Annotated in this window: 15 protein-coding genes and 1 pseudogene; 6 read left to right on the plus strand and 10 right to left on the minus strand. The window is 68.8% G+C overall.

Features of this window, described 5'->3' with window-relative positions; genetic code table 11:
- Positions 1 to 94: 94 nt before the first annotated feature.
- From ACFV2O_RS03990 to ACFV2O_RS04010, 5 genes are all read right to left on the minus strand, one after another.
- A complete protein-coding gene (locus ACFV2O_RS03990; protein WP_379249990.1) occupies positions 95 to 1411 on the minus strand; it encodes an ammonium transporter in 1317 nt (438 codons plus the stop codon).
- A 91-nt stretch (positions 1412 to 1502) separates the two neighbouring features.
- Positions 1503 to 2144 (minus strand): TetR/AcrR family transcriptional regulator, encoded by a 642-nt coding sequence (locus tag ACFV2O_RS03995; protein ID WP_356963414.1) that lies wholly within the window; start codon positions 2142 to 2144, stop codon positions 1503 to 1505.
- Positions 2145 to 2188: 44 nt separating this feature from the next.
- Positions 2189 to 4435, minus strand: coding sequence for an MMPL family transporter (locus tag ACFV2O_RS04000; protein ID WP_379249992.1), 2247 nt, complete (start codon positions 4433 to 4435; stop codon positions 2189 to 2191).
- Positions 4436 to 4515: 80 nt separating this feature from the next.
- The gene (locus ACFV2O_RS04005; protein ID WP_356963416.1) at positions 4516 to 5334 is read right to left on the minus strand and encodes a hypothetical protein; all 819 of its coding nucleotides are present in this window, start codon (positions 5332 to 5334) and stop codon (positions 4516 to 4518) included.
- A 97-nt stretch (positions 5335 to 5431) separates the two neighbouring features.
- Positions 5432 to 5611: a hypothetical protein gene (locus ACFV2O_RS04010; RefSeq protein WP_379249994.1), complete on the minus strand. Its 180-nt coding sequence runs from the start codon at positions 5609 to 5611 to the stop codon at positions 5432 to 5434.
- 173 nt (positions 5612 to 5784) lie between these two features.
- On the opposite strand from ACFV2O_RS04010, the gene ACFV2O_RS04015 reads away from it, so the two are divergent.
- The 4 genes from ACFV2O_RS04015 to ACFV2O_RS04030 all read left to right on the plus strand — a co-directional run bounded on the left by ACFV2O_RS04015 (position 5785) and on the right by ACFV2O_RS04030 (position 13803).
- Positions 5785 to 8745: a DNA polymerase III subunit gamma and tau gene (locus ACFV2O_RS04015; RefSeq protein ID WP_379249996.1), complete on the plus strand. Its 2961-nt coding sequence runs from the start codon at positions 5785 to 5787 to the stop codon at positions 8743 to 8745.
- A gap of 365 nt (positions 8746 to 9110) precedes the next feature.
- Positions 9111 to 10325, plus strand: coding sequence for an acetyl-CoA C-acetyltransferase (locus ACFV2O_RS04020; RefSeq protein WP_379249998.1), 1215 nt, complete (start codon positions 9111 to 9113; stop codon positions 10323 to 10325).
- 116 nt (positions 10326 to 10441) lie between these two features.
- Positions 10442 to 12592 carry a 3-hydroxyacyl-CoA dehydrogenase NAD-binding domain-containing protein gene (locus ACFV2O_RS04025; protein WP_379250000.1) on the plus strand — a complete coding sequence of 717 codons (2151 nt, stop codon included), beginning with the start codon at positions 10442 to 10444 and terminating at the stop codon, positions 12590 to 12592.
- 113 nt (positions 12593 to 12705) lie between these two features.
- Positions 12706 to 13803: an esterase-like activity of phytase family protein gene (locus ACFV2O_RS04030; RefSeq protein ID WP_379250002.1), complete on the plus strand. Its 1098-nt coding sequence runs from the start codon at positions 12706 to 12708 to the stop codon at positions 13801 to 13803.
- Here ACFV2O_RS04030 and ACFV2O_RS04035 read toward each other — a convergent pair.
- Positions 13800 to 14282 (minus strand): MarR family winged helix-turn-helix transcriptional regulator, encoded by a 483-nt coding sequence (locus ACFV2O_RS04035; protein WP_379250004.1) that lies wholly within the window; start codon positions 14280 to 14282, stop codon positions 13800 to 13802. The two genes, ACFV2O_RS04030 and ACFV2O_RS04035, sit on opposite strands and share 4 nt — an antisense overlap.
- A 391-nt stretch (positions 14283 to 14673) precedes the next feature.
- Here ACFV2O_RS04035 and ACFV2O_RS04040 point away from each other — a divergent pair, with 391 nt between their 5' ends.
- Positions 14674 to 18255: a protein kinase gene (locus tag ACFV2O_RS04040; protein ID WP_379250006.1), complete on the plus strand. Its 3582-nt coding sequence runs from the start codon at positions 14674 to 14676 to the stop codon at positions 18253 to 18255.
- Positions 18256 to 18265: 10 nt separating this feature from the next.
- Here the strand turns inward: ACFV2O_RS04040 and ACFV2O_RS04045 are convergent, their stop codons facing one another.
- The gene (locus ACFV2O_RS04045) at positions 18266 to 19582 is read right to left on the minus strand and encodes a class I SAM-dependent methyltransferase (RefSeq protein WP_355078729.1); all 1317 of its coding nucleotides are present in this window, start codon (positions 19580 to 19582) and stop codon (positions 18266 to 18268) included.
- On the minus strand, positions 19579 to 21021 hold the full coding sequence (locus ACFV2O_RS04050) for an FAD-binding oxidoreductase (RefSeq protein WP_355078739.1): 1443 nt from the start codon (positions 21019 to 21021) through the stop codon (positions 19579 to 19581). The genes ACFV2O_RS04045 and ACFV2O_RS04050 overlap by 4 nt, the downstream gene beginning before the upstream one ends.
- Before the next feature lie 206 nt (positions 21022 to 21227).
- Here ACFV2O_RS04050 and ACFV2O_RS04055 point away from each other — a divergent pair, with 206 nt between their 5' ends.
- Positions 21228 to 21662 (plus strand): SRPBCC family protein, encoded by a 435-nt coding sequence (locus ACFV2O_RS04055; protein ID WP_355078728.1) that lies wholly within the window; start codon positions 21228 to 21230, stop codon positions 21660 to 21662.
- Positions 21663 to 21710: 48 nt separating this feature from the next.
- On the opposite strand, the gene ACFV2O_RS04060 is transcribed toward ACFV2O_RS04055, so the two are convergent.
- Together ACFV2O_RS04060 and ACFV2O_RS04065 are read right to left on the minus strand one after the other, a co-directional pair.
- Complete coding sequence (locus ACFV2O_RS04060) at positions 21711 to 21905, minus strand: VOC family protein (protein WP_379250008.1); 195 nt, start codon at positions 21903 to 21905, stop codon at positions 21711 to 21713.
- A pseudogene (locus ACFV2O_RS04065) lies at positions 21814 to 22053 on the minus strand (VOC family protein); the annotation flags it as partial. The gene ACFV2O_RS04060 and the pseudogene ACFV2O_RS04065, both read right to left, overlap by 92 nt.
- Between the last annotated feature and the right edge of the window lie 3 nt (positions 22054 to 22056).

The following is a 22056-nucleotide window of genomic DNA, read 5'->3' on the forward strand; positions in this document are numbered from 1 at the left end:
CTGAGGCCGGGCGAAGGGCGGCAGCGCTCTCCGGTGAGATAGTCCGCGATACCGCCCCGAGCCCGGTGCCGATTGCGGGGAGTGGCCCCATCGATCAGAGCTTCGGATCGTCGTCGAGCGTGCGATCGGGATGTGGACGTCCGAAATGCCCCTCGCCGAGGCGGCGGGGCGCGTGTCCGTGCACCCCTTCCGCATATGCCGTTTCGGCGTGCAGGGCGAAGTCGATCCCGGCGGTCTCGTCCTCCTTGCTGACGCGGAAGCCGACGAGCCGGTCGATGCCCTTGCCGAGCGCGAAGGAGACGCCGAAGGCGTAGGCCGCGACGACCAGCACCGCTACCAGCTGCTTGCCGAGCTGGGCGAGTCCACCGCCGAAGAACAGCCCATCGGCGCCGCCGGTCATCACCGCGGTGGCGAGCAAGCCGATCAGCACAGTGCCGACGACTCCACCGGCGAAGTGCACGCCGACCACGTCGAGCGAATCGTCGTAACCGGCCTTGAACTTCCAGCCCACCGCGAACGAGCACACCACGCCCGCGGCCAGCCCGACCAGCACCGCGCCCAGGGTGTTGACCGACCCGCACGAGGGCGTGATGGCGACCAGGCCCGCCACCACGCCGGAGGCGGCGCCGAAGGTGGTCGGCCTGCCGTCGCGGATCTGCTCGACCGCCAGCCAGCCGAGCATGCCGAGGCAGCCCGCCACCAGCGTGTTCAGGAAGACGGCCGCGGCGAGGCCGTTGGCCGCCAGCGCCGAACCGGCGTTGAAGCCGAACCAGCCGAACCACAGCAGGCCGACGCCGAGCAGTACGAAGGGCAGATTGTGCGGGCGCATCGCGTCGGTCCGGAATCCGATGCGGGGGCCGAGCACGAGCGCGAGGGCCAAGGCCGACGCGCCGGAGGCGATCTCCACCACCAGTCCACCCGCGTAGTCCAGCGCGCCGAACCGCGCGAGCCAGCCGTCCGGGCCCCACACCCAGTGGGCGATCGGCGCGTACACCGCCAGCGCCCACACCGGCACGAAGATCATCCACGCGGAGAATTTGGCGCGGTCGGCGATGGCGCCGCTGATCAGCGCTGCGGTCAGGACGGCGAAGGCGAGCTGGAACGTGACGAACAACAACTCCGGCACCGAGCCGTGCGCCGAACCCGGATCGATGCCCGCCATGCCCAGGTGATCGAGGCCGCCGATCAGGCCGCCGCCCGCGTCCGCGCCGAAGGCCAGGCTGTAGCCGAAAAGTAGCCAGGCCACGGTCACCAGCGGGATCGCGATGAAGTTCATCATCAGCATGTTGAGCACGCCGGTCGAGCGCACCATCCCGCCGTAGAAAATGGCCAGGCCGGGGGTCATCAGCAAGACGAGGGCCGTGCTGATCAGCAGCCAAGCGGTGGCCGCGGGGTCGATGGTCGGGGACACGGGTTACTCCTTCCGCGCGAATGCGCTGCGAGGAAGTTACCGAATGGTCGCTCGCGGGCCGACAACAGATCGGGAAAGTGTGACTCCCGAGTCAGGCGGAGGGCTGATCCTTCCGGACACCGCGCAGCCACGCGGCGACCGCGTCCGGCGTGGGCGGGTCCGCGCCGACCAGGTCGAGCACGGTGTAGCCGATGCATGCCGCGCCCATCACGCGTGAGGCGGTCGCTTCCGCGTCACCCCAGGGCAGGAAGGGTTTGGCGAGCAGGAGGGAGGCGATGCCGTGACCCACCGACCACAGCTCCAGCACGATCGGCAGCGGGTCGCGCGGCGCGATCGTCCCCTCGTCCATGCACTTGCGCACGGTGGCCGCGAAATGCTGGAAGGCCCCGCTGGTGAGGACCTGATCCACCGCTCCTCCGGTCTCGGTGGGCGCGGTCGCCAGCCGGTACTGCTCGGGATGCTCGAGGGCGAAACGGACGTAGGCCATGCCTTGGTCGTGCAGCTGAGTCAACGGAGAGGTCGCGGGGTCGGTGGCGGCCCGGATCGCGTCGGCGAGGTCTTCGAAGACCTTGGCGACGACCGCCTCGAGGAGCTCGTCCTTATCGGCGAAGTGCCGGTAGATCGACGGCGCGCTCACCCCGACCAGCTTGCTCACCGCCCGGATCGAGACGGCGTCGGCGTGCCCGGTGCTGGTGAGCAGCTCGGCCGTGGCCCGCAGGATCTCGTCGCGCAACTGGGCTCCGGAACCGCGCGGCGACCGCGGACGCCTCCCACCGATCATGCGCGTCCCGCGGTTTCCAGCGGGCGTGCTGCGGTGTCCTCCTCGCCCTCGGTCAGCCCGATCTTGGCGTGCAGGCGGGCCAGGGGTGCGGGCGCCCACCAGTTGGCCGGACCGAGCAGGCGCATGAGCGCGGGCGCGAGCAGGCCGCGGATGAGCGTGGCGTCGGCGAGCACGGTCAGCGTGAGGCCGAGTCCGAGCAGCTGCATGAACGACACCTTCGCGGTCACCAGGGCACCGAGCACGATGGCCATCAGCACGGCGGCGGCGGTGAAGATCCGGCCCGTGCGCGCCAGGCCGATCGCGACCGCGCGGGTGTTGTCGTGCGTGGCCAGCCATTCCTCGCGCACCCGCGACAGCAGGAACACCTCGTAATCCATGGACAGGCCGAAGGCCAGGCAGAACATCAGGATCGGCATGGTCGGCACCAAGTATCCGACCGCGGTGAAACCGAGCAGGCCCGACAGGTGGCCTTCCTGGAACACCCACACCATCGCGCCGAACGCGGCGGCCAGCGACAGGGTGTTCAGCACGAGCGCTTTGATCGGCAGCACGACGCTGCCGGTGAACAGGAACAACACGACGAACGTGGTCAGCGCGATCAAGGCGGCGGCGAGCGGGAGCCTGGCGGCCAATGCCTGCAGCGAGTCCGCGTTGGCCGCCGCGGCGCCGCCGTAGAGCGCGTCACCCGGTGCGGGGACCGCCCGGATCGCTTTCAGCTGACGGTCACCGGCGGGCGAGAAGGGGTCGAGTTTGGTCGCGACGCTCAAGTAGGTCCCGGTGTCGTTGATCATTCCGGGCGGCGGCGGCGCGACTCGCGCGCCCGTCACGTAGATGCCCGCGGCCGAAAGCACCGCGGGCACGCCGTCCACCTTGGACAGTTGCGCGGCGTATCCGCCGAGCGCCGCGCTGTCGCCGCGATAGCCGTCCAGCACGATCGTGGTGCTGGCGACCGGGTCGGCCTGGGGGAACTCGGTCCGCAGGGCGTCGCCGACCTGACGGCTGGCGGCGGAGTCCGGCAGCACCCGGTCGTCGGGATAACCGAACTTGACCGACAGGAACGGCGCGCCGAGCGCGAGCAGCAGCGCGATGATCGCGACCGCGACCGGCGCGGCGTGTCGCATCACCACGCCGGCCAACCGGTACCAGGCGGTGTCCTCCGGCGCCTGCGGGCCGGGTGCGGGCCCGCCGCGACCGAACAGGCGGCGCAGCGGAGCCCGCAGGTCAAGGGAGTTCACCCGATGGCCGAGCAGCACCAGCGCCGCGGGCAAGACCACGATCGATGCGATCGCCGCGGCGGCGACCACCGCGACGCCCGCGTACGCGAAGCTTTTCAGGAAGTACAGGTCGAACACGCTCAGGACGGCCATCGAGAGCGCGACGGTGAGCGCGGAGAACAGCACGGTGCGTCCCGCGGTCTGCACGGACCGGATGGTGGCCGCGGCTGGATCCAAGCCGTTGGCGAGTTCTTCCCGGAAACGGCTGACGATGAACAGGCTGGAGTCGATGGCCAGCGCCAGCCCCATCGCCGTCGTCATGTTCAGCGCGTAGATGGAGACATCGGTGAACAGCGTGAACATACGCAGCAGCGCCAGCGTCGCGAGAATGGCGAACACCCCGATGGCCAACGGGAGGGACGCGGCGACGAGGCTGCCGAACACCAGGATCAGCACGATCATCGACAGCGGCACCGCGACGCCCTCGGCCAGCGCGAGGTCGCGGGTGGTCTGCTCGGTGACGTCGTGATAGATCGCGGCGATGCCGCCTTGGCGCACGGTGATGCCGTTGGAGACGCCCGCGAACTGCCGTTCCAGGTCGCTCGCGGTCTGCTGCACCTGGGTCTCGTCGCCTTCGATGTAGGCAACCACCAAGGCGCTCTTGCCGTCGGTGCTGCGTAACGCGTTCCCCAGCGGCTGCGGCGTGGTCCAGTAGGACTGGACGCCCTGGACGTCCGTGCGGGATTTGAGCGAGTCGGCCAGCACTGTGCCCGCCGCCTTGGTGGCCGGATCGTCCGCGCCCCCGTCCGAGCTGACCAGCAGGACGAAATTGGGCGCCGCCCCGGCGAAGTTGTCCGCGATCAACTGGGCGACGCGAGCGGACTCGGCATTTGCGGAGGTGAAACCGCCCGATTTCAAGTGCGCGGGCGCGGTAGCGCCGAAGACGCCGCACAGTACGGCGACCGCGAGCGCCGCGGCCAGCACGGTACGCGGAGATCGGGTGATGAATCGGGCCATCCGGGTCAGCATCGCGGCTCCGCTCGCTAGGTTAACGGCGTTAGAGTAACGCCGTTAACCTATGCTGTCGAACTCGCACGACGCGCCCGAGGTCAACCGCGGGACTTACGGATGGCCCGCAAGCCCCTTCGGCCGGGCACGGGAAGGTCGTCGCACATTTCCACCCATTCCGCGGTGGTCAGCCACAGCTGCTGGGCGCGGGCATCGGCGGTGTTGTGGAAGATCCGGCGGCCCCGGTCGTCGCGCAGTTCTTGCGCGACCACCGACCAGCGCGGCGGGCGGCCGTGCTCGGCCTGGTAGTCCGCCAGATACGTCGCGATCGCGGTGCCGATGGTGTTCACGGGACGCAGCGACACCCGGTTGCCGTACTGCGCCGCGTAGAAACGCCGCGCCGCGCACAGGGACCGGGGATTGGCGTTGGAGGCGATCCACCCCGCGCGCTGCGCGCGCTCGATGAGCCAGAGGTGTTTGACCGCCGACGGCGCGATATTGCCGACGCGGGTGCGGATCAGCGTCATGATCTGTTCGGTGCACAGCACGTCACGGCGGGTGGGGCCGTAGCCGTGCGCGGTCCAGTGCGCGTCCGCGAGTTTGGCGAGCACCCGGCCGAAGTCGTCGATGCTGCGCTGGGCGCGGCGGCCGAGGCGTTCGATGCGCTCGGCCTCGCGGCGCATCTCGTTCTGCGCGGTCAGGGTGCGGATCGCCGCCATGGTGGGCACCTGGCCGCGTTCGAGAAGTTCGAGGATGGCGGCGGCGGTGGCCGGATCGGCGGCCGCGGTCACCGGCAGCGAGTCGCGCTTGATCGCGAACTCCTGGGGACTGATGGCGCGGCTCAAGAGGGCGACGGCGGAGCGGTCGCCTGCGAAATCGGTGCTGGAGAGCCAGGCGGCGGCGATGTCGTCACACGACACGTGGACGGTCCTCCGGTGGAAGTGGGGATTGGCGCTGGTCACCCGTTGGCGGAGCTTTGTTGGTTGTGCCCCGGTCGGGATGAGGGACCGGCCGGGGTCACCAACCTGATGAAGGTTTGGCTACCGAAGTTGCCGTCTGCCACGTTAGCCAGACGATTGCATCGATGTCACCCATGGTGACGGTTTCGTTATTTCCAAAAAGTGGAGGTAAATCGGGGTCGGAGTCCATCTTTTCCGACCGCGACGGGATGCCGCGGCGGGTGCGTCCGGTATTCACACGCGCAGGATAAGTGATAGCTCTGAGGTTGCTGTTGCGCATGTCCCGGTCGGCCGTCGAAGAAGGCGACGCGCATGTTGTGACTTGGATCACATTTATCGGCGACCGTGTGCCGCTGATCCGGGCGGTAGGCGGGCATGCGCGTTGTCGGTGGTCGCCGGTAACCTCTGGCCGTGGCTCTGTACCGGAAGTACCGACCGGCAACATTCGCTGAGGTGGTGGGTCAGGAGCACGTCACCGACCCGCTGAGTACCGCGCTCGACACGGGGCGGATCAGCCATGCCTATCTGTTCTCCGGTCCGCGCGGCTGCGGCAAGACGTCTTCCGCGCGCATCCTCGCCCGATCGTTGAACTGTGTGCAAGGGCCCACTTCGACGCCATGCGGCACCTGCCCGTCGTGTGTGGCGCTCGGGCCGGGCGGCCCGGGCAACTTGGATGTCATCGAACTCGACGCCGCGAGCCACGGCGGTGTCGACGACACCAGGGAATTGCGGGACCGCGCCTTCTACGCGCCCGCGGAGTCCAGGTACCGCGTGTTCATCGTCGACGAGGCGCACATGGTGACCACCGCCGGGTTCAACGCGCTGCTCAAGATCGTCGAGGAGCCACCGGCGCACCTGATCTTCATCTTCGCCACCACCGAGCCGGACAAGGTGCTGCCGACCATCCGTTCGCGCACGCATCACTATCCGTTCCGGCTGCTTCCGCCCGCCACCATGCGCGGACTGCTCGGGCGGATCTGCGAGCAGGAGCACGTGCCGGTCGAAGAAGCCGTGTACCCCTTGGTGATTCGCGCGGGCGGCGGTTCACCGCGCGACAGCCTGAGCGTGCTGGACCAGCTGCTGGCCGGCGCAGGCCCCGAGGGCGTCACGTATGCCCGCGCGGTCTCGCTGCTCGGTGTCACCGACGTGGCGCTGATCGATGACGCGGTCGAAGCGCTGGCCGCCGACGACGGCGCGACCTTGTTCGGCACCGTCGACCGGGTGATGGAGGCGGGCCACGATCCGCGCCGTTTCGCCGTCGACCTGCTCGATCGCTTCCGCGACTTGATCCTCCTGCGGGCGGTGCCCGACGCCACCGAACGCGGCCTGGTCACCGGCCCCGGCGACGTGCTCGACCGGATGCGCGATCAGGCCGAGCGATTGGGTTCGGCCACCTTGACTCGTTACGCCGAGCTGCTGCACGAAGGTCTCGGGGAGATGCGCGGCGCCACAGCGCCGCGACTACTGCTCGAAGTCGTCTGCGCGCGCATGTTGCTGCCCTCGGTGTCCGACGCGGAATCCGCCACTCTGCAACGGTTGGAACGGCTCGAGCGCGGTCTGGCCGGTGGTTCCATCTCCCCGGCGCCCGCCGCGTCGTCGGCGCATGCTCCCGCGCCGTCGCCCGCGGTTGGTTCGCCGTCGGACCCGCCTCGTCGCCGAGGTGCCGAGGCGCTGGCCGCGATTCGTCGCGAGAACCGCGGGGGTGACCGCTCGGGAAGCGCTGCGGAAGCCGGTGGTTCGGCGCATGTCGGGGCAGGGGAGCGTGCCGGAGGCGCATCCGCGGGTGCGGGGAACGTCGATGACACGACGCCGGTCGGTGGTGTGCGAGCCGGGAATCCGTCTGCCGATACGGCGGGCTCCAGTGCCGGTGCGGAATTCCCGGGTGCCGGAGGCGGGCGTCCGACGGAGCCTGTCGCCGGCGAGTCGGTCGCGCCGGGTTCTCCTGCGCAGGGGGGTACGGATCGCCCTGTGCCGGTGGCCGAACCGGATTTCGCCGAATCCGGTGGTGCGGCAGGAATGACGCCGCGGCGAGAGGCGAGTGCGACCATCGAGTCGAGTGCTCCGCAACGCGGGACGGCAGGCTCGGCGTCTGCGCCATCCGCTGCCGCGCGTGACGCGAGCGCGATGCCGGGCGATCTCTCGTCCGAAACCGAAGAGGCACGAAAGTTTTCCGACCATTCGGCGACGTCTGAGCGCGGATCGTCTGAGCAGGAAACGAATGCGCGGGCGGCCTCGTCGGTCGTCGATCCGGCCGCCGGGCGACAGCAAGGGACCGATCCGGCTGCCGGACGGGGTTCTACCGCCGGGCGGGAGCAAGGGGCTGATGCGGCTGCCGGACGGGGTTCTACCGCCGGGCGGGAGCAAGGGGCTGATGCGGCTGCCGGACGGGGCTCTACCGCCGGGCTGGGGCGCGGGGCTGATTCGGCTGCCGATCAGGGTTCTGCTGCCGGGCGGGAGCAAGGGGGTTCTGCTGCCGGGGGCGAGCGCGGGGCTGATTCGGCTGCCGAGCGGGCCGTCGGGCACGGCGATCAGGCTCGGTCCGCCGCGCCGGCGTCTCATGCGACCGGTTCGTCCGCGCAGGAGCTCGCCGCCGGTTCTGTTGCCACACCGAGCGCTGATCTGTTGCGGGAAGTGGAAGCCGCCTGGGCGGACATTCGCGCCAAAGTGCGTGAGTTCGGTGCGGCCGTGCAGGCGATGCTCGCCGGTGCGTCGGTCGCCCGGGTGGAGGGCGAGGTCATCGTCTTCGCGCACCAGCACGCGCCGCTGGCCCAGCGCCTGTCCGATCCGCGCAACCTGGAGGCGGTCCGGTCGGCAGTACGGGCGGTGCTCGGCCGCGACCACGAGGTGCGCTGGGAAGCGGGCGGCGCCGCGCCACGGCCCGCCGCCGCGCCGCGATCGGGCGGTGCCGCGAACCGACCCCGCGGGCAGGCGGGCAACCAGCCGGGACGTGAATCCGGCAACGCGGCGAGCCGTGGTTCGGCCGCGCCCGCGCCGCGCTTCTCCCGCCCGAGTCAGGCGAAGAACGCGAACGCCGACAAGGCCGGCGGCGGGGGGCGTTCCGGCGCAGGCGGCGCCGACAAGCGGCCGTATTCCACGGACGACGATATCCCGCCGCCCGACTACCCCGACCTACCCGACGACCCCGGCCCCGCGGACTATCCGCGGTACGACGCCGGGCCGAGCGCGGGCGACGCGTCGACCGACCTGGACTGGGACGGGGCCCGGGTCATTCCCGCCTCGACCCCGGAAGAGGAGCAGGAGATGATGGCAGCCGCGGCCGATCCGGTGGCTCCCGGCGACCGTCGCGACCCGGACGAGGTCGCCCTCGAATTGCTGAAGAGTGAGCTGGGTGCCACACGATTGGATGGTTGACAACCATCGTTCTCGCAACGTTAAGTTAACCGGAGTTCGCACTCCACGGTAGTATGGACGGGTAGCCGGGAGCTTCGGTACGCCGACGTTCTATGGTATGCCCAGGCGTACGGGCGACCTGGCCGTACGTTCGTCCTGTCTTGCCTGGTTTTGTACAGCGTTAGGAACGGTCGGTCGCAAGGCCGGTCGGCGAGGTCAGCCGCAGCCATGCCGCATCCGCGGTGTCGCCGCACACCAGCGCTCGGACGGACGAACGTCCGGCCGACCGCCCAGGAGCGCTCGGACGGACGAACGTACCGGCCGACCGCAAGGAGCGCTCGGACGGACGAACGTCCGGCCGCCGCACATTGAGGAAGGAACACTCCATGACCACAGAGGCCTACATTTACGAGGCCATCCGCACTCCGCGCGGCCGTGGCAAGAAGAACGGCTCGCTGCACTCGGTCAAGCCGATCGACCTGACTGTCGGTCTGATCCAGGAGCTGCGCGGGCGCTTCCCGAACCTCGACGAGGACCGGATCTCCGACCTGATCCTCGGCGTGGTCGCGCCGGTCGGCGATCAGGGCGCGGACATCGCCCGTACCGCGGTCACCGTGGCAGGCCTGCCCGACACCGTCGGCGGCTTCCAGCTCAACCGCTTCTGCGCCTCCGGCCTCGAGGCTGTCAACCTCGCCGCCCAGAAGGTTCGCTCCGGCTTCGACGACCTGGTTCTCGCCGGTGGCGTCGAGTCCATGTCGCGCGTGCCGATGGGCTCCGACGGCGGCGCCTGGGCCCTGGACCCGGCCACCAACTACGACACCTACTTCGTCCCGCAGGGCGTCTCCGCCGACCTGATCGCCACCATCGAGGGCTTCAGCCGCGACGATGTCGACGCCTACGCGGTGCGCTCGCAGGAGCTGGCCGCCAAGGCCACCACCGGCGGCTACTTCGCCAAGTCGATCGTGCCGGTCAAGGACCAGAACGGCATCGTCGTGCTGGACAAGGACGAGCACATGCGCCCCGGCACCACCGCCGAGGACCTGGCCAAGCTGCAGCCCTCCTTCGCCGTGATCGGTGAGATGGGCGGCTTCGACGCGGTGGCGCTGCAGAAGTTCCACTTCGTCGAGAAGATCAACCACGTGCACCACGGCGGCAACAGCTCCGGCATCGTCGACGGCGCCGCGCTCGTGCTGATCGGTTCCGAAGAGGCGGGCAAGGCCTCGGGCCTGACCCCGCGGGCGCGCGTCGTCGCGACCGCCACCAGCGGCGCCGACTCCACCATCATGCTCACCGGTCCGACCCCGGCCGCCAAGAAGGTGCTGGCCAAGGCGGGTCTGACCCTCGACGACATCGATCTGGTCGAGATCAACGAGGCGTTCGCCTCCGTGGTGCTGAAGTTCCAGAAGGACCTGAACATCCCGGACGAGAAGCTGAACGTCAACGGCGGCGCGATCGCGATGGGTCACCCGCTGGGCGCCACCGGCGCGATGATCACCGGCACCATGGTCGACGAACTGGAGCGCCGCAACGGCCGCTACGCGCTGGTCACCCTGTGCATCGGCGGCGGCATGGGCGTGGCCACCATCATCGAGCGGGTCTGAGCCCCAACCGACAGCTGAGAATTCACGGCGGCGTGCGCGTCGGGCCCGGAGGCGGCAGCCTGCGTGACCACGTAGGGCCGCGAACGCCGCTAATTCACCAAGGAGACACAAGAGCTGTGAGCGAAACCAACATGATCGGTTGGGAGCAGGATTCGGACGGCATCGTCGTGCTGACGATGGACGACCCGAACCAGGGCGCCAACACGATGAACGAGCTGTACAAGAAGTCGATGACGGCCACCGTCGAGCGGCTAGAGGCGGAGAAGGACAACATCACCGGTGTCGTCCTGACCTCGGCGAAGAAGACCTTCTTCGCCGGCGGCGACCTGAAGAACATGATGAAGGTCGGCCCGGACGACGCCCAGACGCTGATGGAGGAGCTCACCGAGATCAAGAGCGCCCTGCGTCGCCTGGAGCAGCTGGGCAAGCCGGTCGTCGCCGCCATCAACGGCGCGGCGCTCGGCGGCGGCCTGGAGATCGCGCTGGCCACCCATCACCGCATCGCGGCGGACGTGCCGGGTTCGCAGATCGGTCTGCCCGAGGCCACCCTCGGCCTGCTGCCCGCGGGCGGCGGCGTCATCCGCACCGTGCGCATGCTCGGCCTGCAGAACGCCCTGATGCAGGTGCTGCTGCAGGGCCAGCGCAACAAGCCGGCCAAGGCCAAGGAGATCGGTCTGATCGACGAGCTGGTCGGTTCGGTCGAGGAGCTGGTCCCCGCCGCCAAGGCGTGGATCAAGGCCAACCCCGAGGCCGGCGTGCAGCCCTGGGACAAGAAGGGCTTCAAGATCCCCGGCGGCACCCCGTCGTCCCCGGCCTTCGCGGCCAACCTGCCCGCGTTCCCCGCGAACCTGCGCAAGCAGATCAAGGGTGCGAACATGCCCGCGCCGCGCGCGATCATGTCCGCCGCGGTCGAGGGCTCGCAGGTCGACATCGACAACGCGTCGCTGATCGAGTCCCGCTACTTCGTGCACCTGCTCACCGGCCCGGTCGCGAAGAACATGATCCAGGCGTTCTTCTTCGACCTGCAGACGATCAACAACGGCGGTTCGCGTCCGAAGGACGTGCCGAAGAAGGAGATCAAGAAGGTCGGCGTGCTCGGCGCGGGCATGATGGGCGCGGGCATCGCGTACGTCTCCGCGAAGGCGGGCTACGAGGTCGTACTGAAGGACGTCTCCATCGAGGCGGCCGAGCGCGGCAAGAACTACTCCGAGAAGATCGAGGCCAAGGCTCTCTCCCGGGGCAAGACCACCGAGGAGAAGTCCAAGGCGCTGCTGGACCGGATCAAGCCGACCGCGGACGCGGCCGACTTCGCCGGCGTCGACTTCGTCATCGAGGCCGTCTTCGAGAACACCGAGCTGAAGCACAAGGTGTTCCAGGAGATCGAGGACGTCGTCACCCCCGACGCGCTGCTCGGTTCGAACACCTCCACCCTGCCGATCACCGGTCTGGCGACCGGCGTGAAGCGCCAGGAGGACTTCATCGGCATCCACTTCTTCTCGCCGGTCGACAAGATGCCGCTGGTGGAGATCATCCGGGGTGAGAAGACCTCGGACGAGGCGCTGGCCCGGGTGTTCGACTACACCCTCGCGATCAAGAAGACTCCGATCGTCGTCAACGACAGCCGCGGCTTCTTCACCTCCCGCGTGATCGGCACCTTCGTCAACGAGGCGATCGCCATGCTCAAGGAGGGCATCGAGCCCGCCACCATCGAGCAGGCCGGTCTGCAGGCGGGCTACCCGGCCGCGCCGCTGCAGCTGTCGGACGAGCTGAACATGAAGCTCATGCAGAAGATCGCCAAGGAGACCTTGGAAGCCGCGCAGGCGGGCGACACCACCCTGGGCGTCAAGCGGCACCCGGCGCAGGACGTCATCGACTACATGGTGTCCGAGGGTCGTCCGGGCCGCCTGGAGAAGGCGGGCTTCTACGAGTACGACGAGAACGGCAAGCGCACCGGTCTGTGGCCGGGCCTGCGTGAGCACTTCAAGACCACTGCGGGCTTCGGCGTCCCGCTGCAGGATCTCATCGACCGCATGCTGTTCGCGGAGGCGATCGAGACCCAGAAGTGCTTCGACGAGGGCGTGCTCACCTCCACCGCCGACGCGAACATCGGTTCGATCTTCGGCATCGGCTTCCCGGCCTGGACCGGTGGTGTGCACCAGTTCATCGTCGGTTACCCGGGTGGCCAGGAGGCCTTCGTGGAGCGTGCCGACTACCTCGCCAAGACCTACGGCGAGCGCTTCGAGGTTCCGGCCTCGCTGCGTAAGTAATCGCGCGCCGCGACGCAACGCCGAAGCCCGCCATCGCTTTTCGCGGTGGCGGGCTTCGGCCGTTTTCCGGCCCGTTCGCCTGCGCGTCCGTTCGGCGCGATAGGTTGGCAGCCGTGCCGAGACGTAGTCGCCATGTTCTGATCGCCAGTTGCGCCCTCGCGCTCGCATCGGCCCCGGTGTCGGCCGCCGATCCGGTGACGACGCCATCGGTGCGTTTGCTGGGCGAGCAAGTCGTCGCGTCGAGCCTGGACTTCGCGGGCACCACCGTGGGTGGCCTGTCCGGGATCGACTACTCCGCGCGCACCGGTGAATTCGTGCTGATCAGCGACGATCGTTCGAACAAGAACCCCGCGCGGTACTACACCGCGCGCTTCGAGGTCGGCGAGCGCGGAGTCGGACCGGTGACCTTCACCGGCACGCACCCCCTGCTGACCGCGGCGGGCGCGCCCTACGCGCCGATGTCGGTCGACCCGGAGGAGATCCGGGTGGACCCGTGGACCGGCGATTACTACTGGACGCAAGAAGGCGAGCGGGACGGCGCGCTGCTGCAAGATCCGTCGGTGCGGATCGCGCACCCGGACGGCTCCTATGTCGGTGACCTGCCGATCCCGGAGAACGAGCGGATGCGCCCCGACTCCGGGCCGCAACAGAACCAGGCACTGGAGGCCGCGACCTTCCTCGCGGGCGGCACGTTGTTCGCCACCGCCACGGAAGGGCCGCTGCTGCAGGACGGGCCGGCGGCGACCACGACGAGCGGGGCACTTACGCGGATCACCGTCCAGGCGCGATCCGGGCCACTGCTCGCCCAGTACGCGTATCCGCTGGATCCGGTCTTCGCCGAGTCGCGGTCGCAGCCCGGCCGCGGCACGAACGGGATCGCTTCGATCCTCGCCGCCGATCCGCTGGACCCCACGAAACTTCTTGTGCTGGAACGGTCCTTCTCGCCGGGCACGCCCAACAAGATCCGCGTCTACGAGGCCGATCTGAGCGCCGCGACCAACATCCTCGACGCCTCGATCGGCGCTGCCCGCCCAGTGGCCAAGCGGCTGCTGGTGGATCTCGACGACGTCGGGCTCGCCGCCGTCGACAACGTGGAGGGCATGACCTGGGGGCCGCGTCTGCCCTCCGGTGAGCGCACCTTGGTTCTGGTCAGCGACGACAATTTCGACAGCCGCCAGATCACCCAGATCATCGCCCTCGCCGTGGCCTAGTCCGTGCCACGCAGCTCCTCGGCGGCGGCCTGGTACGCGGCAGCCGCCCTGGTGAAGTAGTCGAACAGCACCTCCCGCTGTTCGGGTGCGTAGCCGCCGATGATCTCGCCGATGCGCTGCCGTGCGGGGGCGAGCACCTCGTCGAGATCGGCTGGCTTGCCGATCAATTCGACGATCACCTTCCGGCGGTCGCCAGGGACCGGCGCGCGGCGCACGTAGCCCGCGTCCTCCAGGCGGTCGATCAGCCGGGTGGTCGGGCCGGTGGTCAGGCCGCTGCGCGCGCCGAGTTCGCCCGGCGTCATCGGCCCGGCCAGTTCGAGGATGTTGAGCGCGTACAGATCGGTGGCGCCCAGATCGACCGCCCGCGCCCCGGCTTGTCCGTGCAGCATGACCGCGCTCAGGTAGCGCCGGTAGATCTCGCGGGCGTCGGCGCGGAGTCCGGGCGCCGTGGGCTCGCGGTCGGGTTCAGGTGTCGACACGGTTATTCCTCCGCACCTAATGTTTGCTCACATGTAGATAGTTCTACAAAGAAGAAAGATCTTTGAAGAAGTAAAATATCACGGCAGGTCACCACCGCGCCGAGCGGGTTCCCGTAGCCGAGGTGGTTGGTCGAATCGACTCCGGGTATCCGCTCATGTGGACCTGAAGTGGCGGTGGTCACAACCAAGGCGGCATCGGCGCCGGAACCGCTCAGCGGTCGCGAAACACGCGGATTCGGAACACACCCGACCTGTTCGGAAACGTCACCCGCGTGATACCGCACCGCGCTACGTTGGAGTATGCGCAGGCATATCGGACACGGCGTCCGGCGGTCGGCGCGGAGTTGGTCGCCGATGTCGCCGATTCGATGTGAGTGTTCGAGGTGATCACATGAATCCACAGACGCGTTCGGGCCGGGTGCGCCCCGAATCCCCTGCGGCCGAGACGAAGACGCAGCGGCAGCCGCCCGTCGACATCGCCGACGAACTGGAGGCGATGGGCCTGTCCGGTGCGGTGGAGATCGGCCGCGGCGGATTCGGGGTGGTGTATCGCTGTATCCAGACCGCGTTGGACCGGGTGGTCGCGGTGAAGGTGCTTCCCTCGGAGATCGACCAGGAGAGCAGAGAGCGGTTCCTGCGCGAGGAACAGGCCATGGGCAGGCTCTCCGGCCACCCGAACATCGTAGACATACTCCAGGTGGACGTGACGGCAACCGGAATGCCGCTCATCGTCATGCCGTACTGCACCCACGGGTCACTGGAAAAGCTGATTCGCGATCAAGGCCCATTGACCTGGGCGGACTCGCTACGAGCAGGCGTCAAGCTGGCAGGAGCCATCGAGAGCGCGCACCGCGCCCGAATCCTGCACCGCGACGTGAAACCGGCGAATGTGCTGCTCAGTGGTTACGGCGAGCCGCAGCTGACGGATTTCGGCATCGCCCGCATCCCGGGCGGGTTTCGCACGTCGAGCAGCATGATCACCGGCTCGCCCGCGTTCACCGCGCCGGAGGTCCTCAAAGGTGACGAGCCCACCATCCGCTCAGACGTCTACGGCCTCGGCTCGACATTGTTCGCCTTGCTCACCGGGCACGCGGCCTTCGAGCGGCAGGCGGGCGAGCGGGTGGTCGCGCAGTTCCTGCGGATCACCACCCAGCCGGTGCCCGATCTGCGTGAACAGGATATTCCGCCGGATGTCGCCGGCGTCATCGAACAGGCCATGTCCCCGAATCCGCGGGATCGCCCGGCCAGCGCCTACGAGTTCGGCGAAATGCTGCGCGCGGTGCAGCGCGGCCACGATCAGTTGCCGGACGAGATGGCGCTGCTGGAGACCACGCCGGAGCCCGAAACGACCACCCCGGCAGCCGTGGGCGAGCCGACCGCGGTGTGGACCGCCTCCCGTCCCGCGGTCACCGCGCGGCGCAGCTGGCCGTTGACGCTACGGCCCGCCGTCTCCCAGCATCCGGCGGTCGTGCCGACGACGCCGCCGACGGCCGTGACCAAGTTCTGGCCGCCCACGCCCACGCGAGAGCCGATTCCACGGCCGCGTCTGCTGGACATCCTGCGCGCGGGCGGGCGGCGCAGGTTGGCAGTGATCCACGCGCCCGCGGGCTTCGGCAAGAGCACGCTGGCCGCGCAGTGGCGCGCCGAACTCAGCGAAGGCGACACCGCGGTCGCCTGGATCGGCATCGACCGGGACGACGACAACGAGATCTGGCTGCTCGCCCACCTGATCCAGGCCATCCGCCGGGTACATCCGGACGTCGGCGCCGGTCTGGACCAGGTACTGGAGGAACGGCCCGCCGACGCGGCCGCTTTCGTGATTCCCACCCTCATCGACGAGATCCACGCGGCGGGCAGGACGGTCGTGGTGATCGTCGAGGACTGGCAGCGGATCACCGACGGCGGCGCGCATCGCGCGATGGAAGCTCTGCTGGACAACTGCTGCCACCACCTGCGTTTCGTCGTGACCAGCCGGGAACAGTCCGGCCTGCCGACCAGCCGCATGCGAGTGCACGACGAACTGGTCGAGATCGGCTCGGCCGCGCTGCGCCTCAACGAGGCGGAGACCAGGCAGATCCTGGTGGAGCGCAACGGCTTCGACCTGACGCCCGAACAGGTCACCGAAATCCACACCGCCACCGACGGATGGCCTGCGGCCATCCAGCTGGTGGGCCTGTCCTTGCGCGGCAATGCCGACCCGGCTCAGCTGATCGCCACCCTCTCCGAAGGCAACCACGGCATTCGCGAATACCTCGCCGAGAACGTCTTGGACACTTTGGAACCGAAGATGCTCGAGTTCCTGATGTCGATCGCGGTGACCGAGCGGGTGTGCGGTTCGCTCGCCGCGGCGTTGTCCGGCGAGCCGGACGCCGAGCAGCTGCTCGAGCAGGCCGAGCAGCGTGAGCTGTTCCTGCGGCGCATCGAGCACGACCCCGAGTGGTTCCGGATGCAGCCGCTGTTCGCGGAGCACCTGCGGACCCGGCTCGACCGCGTCCACCCGGGGAAGCTGAAGTCGCTGCACCGCAAGGCTTCGCGTTGGTACGCCGAACACCAGCTGCTGCGCAAGTCGGTCGACCACGCGCTGGCCGCGACCGATCTGAAGATGGCGCTGGACCTGCTCGAGGGTGGCGGGATGGACCTGATCGACGGTTCCCGGCTCGCCACGCTGCTGGGCAGCGTGTCGAAGCTGCCGATGCAGCAGGTGGCGTCGCGCTCGAAGTTGCTGATGGCGGTGGCCAGGGCGAACGTCAACCTGCAGCAGTCCGGCGCGGCGCGCAACGCCCTGGGCAGGCTGTCCAACATCCTGGCCCGCGGGTCCACCGGCGACGCCGATGTGCGAGTGCAGCGCTGCCAGGCGGCCGTGCTCGCCGCCGCCGACCAGATCGCGCGCGACCACACCGATGGCGTGCTGGATCGGGTCGCCGACTGCCTGCGGGAGCAGGACGATCTACCCGTGTGGACGGTCTCGACGGCGGCCAACCTGACATCCTTCGTGCGCCTGTGCGAGTTCGACTTCGAGGGCGCGAGGAACATCCAGGAGTGGGCCGAGGAGTACCACGAACGCTCGAAGGATCCGCTGGGCCTGGTGTTCGGTCGCTGCGGCCAGGGCGCCGCCGCCTACGAGCAACTCGACGTGGACACCGCCACGCGCTGTTTCCAGCAGGCCTGGGACTTCGCGCGGGAACGCTCGGGACCGCGCTCGCACGCGGTGCGGGTCGCCGCGGCGCTGCTGGGCGAGATGAGCTACCGCAGGGGCGATCTGGCGACCGCCGACCGGCTGCTCGACGAAAGTCACGAGCTGGTCACCCGGGTCGGTCCGGTGGACTTCCTGATCTCCACCTTCGTCGTCGGCGCCCGGGTCAAGGCGGTCGGGGGAGATCTGTTCACCGCGGCAACGCGACTGGACGAGGGCGCGCGCATCGCCGCCGACAACCGGCTGCCCCGGCTGGCCGCCCACATCCGGGCCGAACGGCTGCGTCTGGGCATGGCGCTGGAGTCCGCGGATCGCCGCTACACCGACCTCAGTGAATCCACGCCGCTCCAGGCGGCGCATCGGCTGACCGGCGCCGCCCTGCTCACCGCCGAAGCCGAGGAACTCGCCGCCATCCGCGCACTGCTCGCCGAACGCCGGCTCGGCTCCGACGACCGGGCGGTGCGCCGCGCCCGCGCGCTGTCCGACCACACCCGCCAGAAGCACCGCCCGCGCGCTCAATTGGACGCCGCGCTGCTCCTCGCGGAATGTCTGGCCACCGCGGGCTGGGTCGGTGAGGCCACCAACCTGCTGCTGCCCGCCGTCGCGACCTGCGCCGACCTCGGCTGGACCAGGCCGCTGCTGGACGCGGGCCCCGGCGTGGTCGGCATCCTGCGCGTGCTGCGCGCCGACCTGCCCGCCTCCGCCCAGGTCGGCGACGTCGAACTGCCCGCCCCGTTCCTGGATGAACTCCTGAACGAGGCGGGCAGCAACGCCTTCTGAACGTCCCGGTCTACGGCTGCCACCACGGGCGCAGCGGTACGGTCCAGTCGCCGTCGGCGGGCAACTTGACGCCGAGCACCTGGTGCAGCTGCACCACGTTGCGCTGGAAGCCCAGCCGGCACCCCGCCATATACAGGCCCCACACCTTCGCGGTGCCCTCGCCGACCTCCGCGACGCAGGCGTCCCAGTTGGCGACCAGGTTCTTGCACCATTCGTGCAGAGTCAGGGCGTAGTGCTCGCGCAGGTTCTCCTCGTGCAGCACCTCGAGCCCGATGTTCTGGATCTCGGAGATGATCCGGCCGGAGCCGATCAGCTCGCCGTCCGGGAACACGTAGCGGTCGATGAAATCGCCCGCCTTTGTGGTGCGGGTGTTGTCCGGGCGGGTGATGCAGTGGTTCAGGAACAGGCCGCCGTCGCGCAGCTTGTTCTTGATGTAGTCGAAGTAGTACGGGTAGTTGTGCACCCCGATGTGCTCGGTGAGCCCGATCGAGGACACCGCGTCGAACTCGCCCTCCGGCACGTCGCGATAGTCGGAGTGCCGCACTTCGGCCAGCTCGGCCAGGCCCTCCTCGGCGATCTTCTTCTGCGCCCAATCCGCCTGCTCGGCCGAGAGCGTCGCGCCGATGACCTTGACGCCGCGCTTGGCGGCGTAGCGCACCATGCCGCCCCAGCCGCAGCCGATGTCGAGCAGCCGGTCACCCTCCTTCAAGCGCAGCTTCTCGAACACCAGGCGGTACTTGTTCTCCTGCGCCTGCTCGAGCGTCCAGCTCTCGTCGCCGTAGGTCGCGCAGGTGTAGGTCATCGACGGGCCGAGCACGTGCTCGTAGAAGGCGTTCGAGACGTCGTAGTGGTGGTGGATGGCTTCGGCGTCGCGCGTCTTGGAGTGGCGCAGTCCCTCGAAGGCGATCCGCCGCCAGCGCGGCAGCGTCTCCTGCGGCGGCGGGGCGACCGGCTTGAGCCGCTCCCAGCCCAGCGAGCGCGCGATGGTCACCAGGGCCAGCGCGGACGGACGGCGGAACTTCAAGCTGTCCATCGCCTTCAGGATCGCGTACGGATCACCCGGGTGCACCCCGCTGGCGGTCATGTCGCCTGCGATGTAGGCGCGCGCCATGCCCAGGTCGCCGGGGGCCGTGGCCAGGTAGTTGATGCCACGCGGAGTCCGGATGTCCAGCGCGAACTCCGAGTCCTCCGGTCCGGTGGCGCTGCCGTCGTAGGCCGTCAACCGGATCGGGACTTCGCCCTCGACGAGGGTCTCGAAGATCTCGGCAATGCTGAGTTTGGTTCCGAGATCGGCGAAGACATCGGAACGGTCCTTGAATGTCGTCATTTGCGTTGCACCGCCTTCGAATACAAATCCAGCAGGCGCTGGTTCGGGTCGTAGCGTTTTTTCAGTTCGGTGTAGGTGTTTCCGCCGTAGAGCGCCGCGAACTCATCCTTGTCGTAGAAGGAATCCGAGTACAGCGACTTATGACCGTCGAATTCGGTCACTTTGTGCTCGATGGCGCGGTTGGCCGCGCCATCCTGCTGCCCCGGGACGGTGGGCACGGCCGACCAGAATCCGACGTTCACGTAGGTCCGGTCCGGCTCCAGGGGATACAGCGGCCAAGCGCGTCCGCCGGACCGCTGCGTGCGGCCGGTCTCGCGCAAACGCAGCGGGCACAGCCAGATCGGCTCGATCGGGATCTCGCGCAGGAACCACTCCACGAAGTCGGCGGTGCGGTCCACCGGCACCTCGATGTCCTGCACGACCCGCTCACGCGGGGGATTGCCCTTGCGAGCCTCCAGCTTGTCCCCGATGTCGTACTTGTGATCGAGCGCAACCAGCTTCCAATAGAAGCTGCTGCGCCGATAGCGCTTCGGCCAGAATCGGCGGATCCTCGGATTCTGCGTGCCGAAGGCGCGGGAGCACCAGAACCAGTCGGTGTCCCAGCGCCACAGGTAGTCGTGGATGGTCAGGCGGTCGCGTTTGGGCGTTTCGCCCTCGTGCTGGATGGACCGGTAGTAGATGTCCATCCCGGTGTAGTCGCTGACCGGGCCCGGCTCGTCGGTGCGGCGGCCCAGCGTCAGATAGCTCTCCTCGGCGGAGAAGACGACGCCGTCGAGGTAGTCCACGGGCTCGTCCGCATAGACCCGATCCGTGACGATCGTCGCGAGGGTGGCCTCCAGTTCGCGCAGGTCCCGGAAGCGAACGTGCCGCAGCGCGACGTACGGTTGTACTTCTTCCAGCTCGATCTTCAGCCGGACCGTGTAACCCAGCGTCCCGTAGGAATTCGGGAAGCCGCGGAACAGATCGGCGTGCTCGTTGTCCGGCGTGGCGGTGAGGATCTCGCCCGCGCCGGTCAGCACGTCCATCTCCAGCACCGACTCGTGCGGCAAACCGCTGCGGAAGGAGGTGGACTCGATGCCGAGGCCGGTGACCGCTCCGCCCAGCGTGATGGTCTTGAGCTGGGGAACGACCAGCGGCGCGAGCCCGTACGGGAGGGTGGCGGCGACCAGCTCCTCGTAGGTGGTCATGCCCGCGACGTCGGCGGTCCTCGCCACGGGGTCGACCGCGATCACCCTGGTCAGCCCCGAGACATCGAGGCCGGGCGCGGTGTTCTTCGCCCTGGCGCGGAAAAGGTTCGAGGTCTTCTTGGCCAAACGGACGTTGGCGTGCTCGGGTATGGCGCGGTAACTCGCCAGAAGGCGATCCACGCCGGCTCGATGCGCGGCAAATCCTGATTCGCGTGCGGCCGGTGCGTGTCCGGCCTTCCCCAACAGACTCACTGCCACCCCTCGACGCTAGTACGGACCATACGGCGGGGCCACCGCGAGGTCTCGGTCGTGGAGAAATGTCACGCATATGTTGCGAAATGGAATACCGAATCGTCCGGAGAAGTTCGCCACACGCTCCGCCCTCGCCGTTATCATCCGGGGCCGACAGGGCAGGATGGAGATCCGTCGAGACACCGCATCCGGACAAGGAGCTCATTGTGGGACAGGTCAGCGCCAGTAGTTCGATCGACGTGGCGGCGGATCCGCAGCGCGCGCTGGAGGCCATCGCCGACTACGACACGGTGCGTCCGCGCATCCTCTCGTCGCACTACCGCGACTACAAGGTGGTCGAAGGGGGCAAGGGCGCGGGCACCGTCGCGGAATGGACGTTGCAGGCCACCGAGAAGCGCTCGCGCAACGTGCACGCGGTCGTCTCGGTGTCCGATTCCATTGTCACCGAGCGCGACTCGAATTCGACCTTGGTGAACACCTGGACCGTCACCCCGGAGGGCGCGGGCGCGCGGGTCACGCTGCGCACCACGTGGAAGGGCGCGGGCGGCGTCGCGGGCATCTTCGAGGGCATCTTCGCGCCGCTCGGCCTGAAGAAGATCCAGGCCGAGGTGCTCGGCAACCTCCAGCGCGAACTGGCCTGATCGTACGGCCGCGACGACGGCCATGGCCGTCGTCGCGGTCTGCTGGGTCTATTCGGCCGCGATGTCGAAGAGGTTCCCCTCGGGATCGGCCAGCGTCGTCCACTTCATGCCCCACTCGTCGAAGTCGGCGACGTGCTTCGCGCCGAGATCGATCGCGCGCGCGACCTCGTCCCGGCCGGAAGCGAGCAGGTCGAGGTGGATGACGTTCTTGCCGGGGTTCTTGTCGGGCACGCGGATGAACATCAGCGGGGGCGCCCGCGGTCCGGCCGACGGTGGCGAACTCCGGGGTGGGGTCGGGATCGACGGGCGTCTCCAGCAACTGTGACCAGAATTCGGCGAGCGCGCCCGCGTTCGCGCAATCGATGGTGACGTGGGCGATCGAGATCGTCATGAA

The sequence above is a fragment of the Nocardia sp. NPDC059691 genome (assembly GCF_042733915.1).
In the GTDB taxonomy this organism is placed as follows: domain Bacteria; phylum Actinomycetota; class Actinomycetes; order Mycobacteriales; family Mycobacteriaceae; genus Nocardia; species Nocardia sichangensis.

What these genes read in the sequence shown, in the direction of transcription:
- ACFV2O_RS04000 (WP_379249992.1), bottom strand. Translation starts at nt 4,435, where the DNA reads ATGCTGACCCGGATGGCCCGATTCATCACCCGATCTCCGCGTACCGTG.
- ACFV2O_RS04020 (WP_379249998.1), top strand. Translation starts at nt 9,111, where the DNA reads ATGACCACAGAGGCCTACATTTACGAGGCCATCCGCACTCCGCGCGGC.
- ACFV2O_RS04040 (WP_379250006.1), top strand. Translation starts at nt 14,674, where the DNA reads ATGAATCCACAGACGCGTTCGGGCCGGGTGCGCCCCGAATCCCCTGCG.
- ACFV2O_RS04045 (WP_355078729.1), bottom strand. Translation starts at nt 19,582, where the DNA reads ATGACGACATTCAAGGACCGTTCCGATGTCTTCGCCGATCTCGGAACC.
- ACFV2O_RS04060 (WP_379250008.1), bottom strand. Translation starts at nt 21,905, where the DNA reads ATGTTCATCCGCGTGCCCGACAAGAACCCCGGCAAGAACGTCATCCAC.